Genomic DNA, 5,140 nt, shown 5'->3' on the forward strand with positions numbered 1-5,140 from the left:
CTGCTGGACGCCGCCGCCGACGGGCACACCCCGGCAGCCCACGCCGCACAGATCAAATACCTGGTGACCGGCAACGCGATCCGTGCCGTCGAGTTGGCCATCGAGGCGTCCGGCAATCCCGGCCTGTCCCGACACAGCCCACTGCAGCGGCATTACCGCGACGTGCTGTGCAGCCGCGTGCATACCCCGCAGAACGACGCGGTGCTGCAAGGCGTCGGCAAGGCCGTCTTCGCTCAACGACACAAGGAACGCCCATGAGCCAGGTGATTATCGCCAGCCAGCTGGACGAAGATTTCAATCAAGTCATCCGCCAGCGCCTGGCCCTCACGCACCCCGGTGCCGAGGTGATCAGCGTGCCGGCCGGTGTGCCCAGCGACTTGCCGGCCCAGGCCAATATCCTGCTGGCCCGGCCGATCAATGTGCGCGGCTACACCGCGCCGGACACACCGCCACCGGGTTGGCCGTACGGCGTGCAGTGGATCCAGGTGGTGTCGTCGGGCATCGACTTCTATCCCAGGTGGCTGTTCAACGGGCCGCCGGTGAGCACCTCACGGGGCAGCGCCGCCGAAAACCTCGCCGAGTTCGCCCTCGCGGCAATCTTCGCGGCGGCCAAGCATTTGCCGGATATCTGGGTAAAGGATGCCCAATGGCAGTTCACCCCGTTGCGCCCGCTCAAGGGCACCACCCTGGGGATTCTCGGGTTTGGCGCGATTGGCCGCAGCCTGGCGCAGAAGGCTCATGGGTTGGGGATCAAGGTGGTGGCATTACGCCAAAGTAACACGCCGTTTGACGTGGAGGGTGTGGAAGCGGCGCGGGATATCCATGACCTGTTTGCTCGTTCCGATCACCTGGTGCTGGCAGCGCCGCTGACCGAGGCCACACGGCATATCGTCGATCGGGAGGCGCTGGCGAATGCCAAGCCAGGGTTGCACCTGATCAATATTGCCCGGGGAGGATTGGTGGATCATGAGGCGCTGCTGGAGGCGCTGGACAGCGGCCATATCGGGCTGGCGTCGCTGGATGTGACCGAGCCCGAGCCATTGCCGGACGGGCATGCGTTGTATGGGCATCCGAGGGTCAGGGTGTCGCCGCATACGGCGGCGATTTCGACCAATAGCCGGCATGACATTGCGGACAGTTTCCTGGGCAATCTGGAAAGGTATCTGAGCGATCGGCCGCTGGAAAACCTCGCTGATACCCAACGCGGTTACTAAACCCAACAGAGATCAAAATGTGGGAGCGGGCTTGCTCGCGAATGCGGTGTTTCAGTCACTATCAATGTTGACTGAGCGACCGCATTCGCGAGCAAGCCCGCTCCCACATTTGTTTTTTGTCGGCTGAAAAATATCATCAACCTTACGCATCACATTCAAACCAATACATACCTGTTTTTTATAATTAACTTATAACTAATCGGACTTTTACGCCCGGCATTTATACAAATACTGTTACATCCAGTACCGACCCCTGACCAGGTGGAGGCCCCATTTTGCCTAAACCGTCAACCACCTCAGGGGTCCATCATGAGTCCTACCGCCGTACCCAATCGCCTGGCACTGGCCATCTCCCTCGCCCTGTTCGGCCTCGCCGTTCACGCCGACGACACCGCCCTGCCGGTGGTCAACGTCACTGCCGAGCACCGCAGCGAAGACCTGCAAAAAACCCCGCTGGCGATTTCCGCGTTTGATGAAAAGGCCCTGGAAGACAAGCAGATCAACAGCGTGCGCGACCTCTCGGGCCAGGTGCCGAACCTGACACTCAGCCGCCAGTCGATCTCCTACAGCGCGCAGACCTACGGCATTCGCGGTATCGGTGAAACCGACCCGATCCAGGAAGCCGCCGTCGCCGTGTATGCCGATGACCTGTACATCCCGCGTGCGATTTCGTCGATGCTCGACTTCAACGATGTGGAGCGTGTCGAAGTGCTGCGCGGGCCCCAGGGCACCCTGTACGGACGCAACAGCAGCGCCGGCGCGATCCGCGTGATCACCCGCGACCCGACCCAGGAAACCCGTGGTTTTGTAGAGCTGGGCGCCGGCAACTACGATGCGCAGAACGCACGCCTGCTGATCAGCGGCCCGCTGGTGGACAACGCGCTGTTCGGCAGTTTCTCGGCGATCCGCCTGAGCCGCGACGGCACCGTCTCCGACCCCACCCGGGGCAAGGATGTAAACAACGTCGACATCCAGTCCTACCGCGGCAAGCTGCGCTACAAGCCGGTGGATTCGCCGTGGGATGTGCAACTGACCCTGGCCGGTACCTTCGACCGGGGCGACACCACCAGCTACACGCCTTTCGACGCCAACGGGCATTTCGACAAATTCAAGAGCTACAGCAGCCTCGACCCGAAAAACCGCCTGGACCAGGGCAGCTCGGTACTGCGGGCGATTTACGCGATCAATGACAACCTGAACTTCAAGTCGGTGACCGCCTACTCGGCGTTCCACCAACCGGTGGACTACGACAACTCAGGGCAAGCCGCGCTGATCCAGAACAACCTGATCCTGTACAAGCAGAACTATGCAACCCAGGAGTTCCAGCTCAACGGCGACTACGACGATTTCAGCTTCAGCACCGGGGTGTACCTGTACCGCGAGAAGTTCGACGCCGACCGCGACAACCTTACCTATTCCATCGCCCGCAATCGGGTGATCGGCCAGGGCCAATACAGCACCACCAACACCGAAAGCTATGCGCTGTATGGCCAGGGCACCTACAAGCTGACGCAACAACTGTCGCTGATCGCCGGCCTGCGCTTTACCCGCGAGCACAAGAATTTCGACTTCACCAACTACGCGATCAACACCGACCGGCAAATCACCGGCACCAACTTCACCGCCGAGTCGAGCAAATCCTGGCAGTCCACCAGCCCGAAGATCGGCTTCGAATACGCCTGGACCCCGCACCTGAACCAATACGCCTACGTCGCCAAGGGTTTCAAGGCCGGTGGCTACGACAACCGCGCCCCCACCCAGGCCGCCGCCGAACAGGCGTTCTCCCCGGAAGACGTGACCACCTGGGAAACCGGGGTCAAGGGCGACTTCTTCGACCAGCGCCTGCGGGCCAACGTCGCGCTGTTCTACAACGACTACAAAGACCTGCAAACCAACGCCTATGACCCGGCGCTGGGGGTGAGCCTGCGCACCAACGTCGGCCGTGCCCACACCTACGGCGTGGAGCTGGAAACCCTCACCGCCCTGAGCCGCGACCTGCAACTGACCGCCAACGTCGGCTACCTGCAAAGCAAGTACGACGACTTCCAGAACGCCAGCGGTGCCGGGGTGGATGCCAACGGCAAGCAACTGGTGTTCTCGCCACGCTGGAACGCGAGCGTTGGCCTGAACTACACCATCCCGGCCGGGCTGCCGGGCACCTGGCTGGCAGGCACCGATGCGCAGTTCCAGACCAAGTCCTATGCCAACGCATTGAACGACGACATCCAGGAAATCCCGCAACAGACCTTCTGGAACGCCAACACCCGCTACATCAGCGGCGACGGCCACTGGACCACCACCCTGGCGGTGAAAAACCTGCTGGACCGCGCCTACCCGCAGTCGGTGGGCTACGTGCCCTCCAGCGGCGCCCGCTACTACTCGGTCAACGACCCGCGAACCCTGTTGCTGACCGTGCGCTACGACCTCTGACAAACCGCTATCTCAAGGAGCGAATCATGGCTTTTACCCGCAGGGAACTGATTTCCCGTATTGCCGCCGTGGGCGGTTATTCCGCCGCTGTCAGCGCATTGGGCGCGCTGGGGCTGACGCCTCAGGCGGTGGCATCGAGCTTTACCCCGCTGCAATTGGGCAGCACCGGCAAAGGCAAGCAGGTGGTGGTGGTCGGCGCCGGGATCTCCGGGCTGGTCAGCGCCTATGAGCTGCGCAAGGCCGGGTTCAACGTGACGATCCTGGAAGCCCGCGACCGGGTGGGTGGACGCAACTGGACCCTGCGCCGAGGCACCAAGGTCGATTTCGACGACGGCGTCAGCCAGACCGTCGACTTTGATGACGGGCAGTTTTTCAACGCCGGCCCCGCGCGTATTCCCAGCCACCACCAGACGATCCTCGGCTACTGCCGCGAGCTGGGTGTGGAGCTGCAAGTACTGGTCAACAGCAGCCGCAACGCCCTGGCCCGGCCGGATACGCAACAGCCGGCGTTCCAGTTGCGCCAGGCGGTCAACGACACCCGTGGCCAGCTCTCGGAACTGCTGGCCCGCACGGTCAGCCGCAAGGCGTTGGACCAGGACCTGAGCGTGGATGACCGCAAGGCGCTGCTGAGTTTCCTCAAGGTGTACGGCGACCTCAACGGCGACCTGCAATACAAGGGTTCGGTGCGCTCCGGCTACACCCGCGTGCCCGGCGCCGGCGACCAGACCGGCGTGACCCGCGCGCCGCTGGAGCTGCAGACCCTGCTCAATCCCAAGCTGTGGGGCGCGCTGGTGTTCGATGAAATCCCGGAGTTTTCCTCCACCATGTTCCAGCCGGTGGGCGGCATGGACCGTATTCCGTATGCCTTCTACGAGCATCTGAAAGATGCGGTGCGCTTCAACGCCGAAGTCAGCGATATCCAGACCTCGGAGCAAGGCAGCCGGATCACCTACCGCGACCGTATCAGCGGCAAGACCCAGGTGCTGAGTGCCGACTATGCGATTGTCACCGTGCCCCTGCCGCTGCTGGCCAAGCTGCCAACCAACTTCACGGCACCCTTCAAGCAGGCGATCCAGACCGCGCAAAGCGACCAGGCCAACAAGGTGGCCTGGCAGGCGCCGCGCTTCTGGGAAACCGACTTCAACATCTACGGCGGCCTGTCGTACCTCGACCATGAAGTCAAAGGCCTGTGGTACCCCAGCGACCGCCTCAACAGCGCCCAGGGGATTCTGGTGGCGGCCTACAACACCAGTGAATCGGCCCAGGCCTTCAGCCAGAAATCCCTGGCCGAACAGTTCGCCTCCTCACGCCAGGCGGTGGAGCTGTTGCACCCCGGCCACAGCGCCAAGCTGCAAAAACCGGTGGCGATCAACTGGTCGAAAGTCAGCTACAGCAAGGGCCCGTGGATCGTCAACGACGAGGTCGGCGAAAGCGCCTACCGCCTGCTCAACGAGCCCCAGGGCCGCACGTACCTGGCCAGCGACGCCCTCGCCCAC

General features: G+C 62.7%; 4 protein-coding genes. All 4 read left to right on the top strand.

Annotation, left to right across the window (positions count from 1 at the left end; translation table 11 throughout):
- A partial coding sequence (locus HX846_RS04150) for an acyl-CoA dehydrogenase family protein (RefSeq protein WP_178965016.1) occupies positions 1-258 on the top strand: 258 nt, incomplete at its 5' end.
- Positions 255-1,214 carry a D-isomer specific 2-hydroxyacid dehydrogenase family protein gene (locus HX846_RS04155; RefSeq protein WP_178965017.1) on the top strand — a complete coding sequence of 320 codons (960 nt, stop codon included), beginning with the start codon at positions 255-257 and terminating at the stop codon, positions 1,212-1,214. The genes HX846_RS04150 and HX846_RS04155, both read left to right, overlap by 4 nt.
- Positions 1,215-1,523: 309 nt before the next feature.
- Positions 1,524-3,644 (top strand): TonB-dependent receptor, encoded by a 2,121-nt coding sequence (locus HX846_RS04160; RefSeq protein WP_087694856.1) that lies wholly within the window; start codon positions 1,524-1,526, stop codon positions 3,642-3,644.
- Between the two features lie 26 nt (positions 3,645-3,670).
- Positions 3,671-5,140 (top strand): FAD-dependent oxidoreductase (locus HX846_RS04165; RefSeq protein WP_178965018.1); only part of this gene is annotated, 1,470 nt, incomplete at its 3' end.

The organism is Pseudomonas sp. K5002 (assembly GCF_013386655.1).
GTDB lineage: Bacteria > Pseudomonadota > Gammaproteobacteria > Pseudomonadales > Pseudomonadaceae > Aquipseudomonas.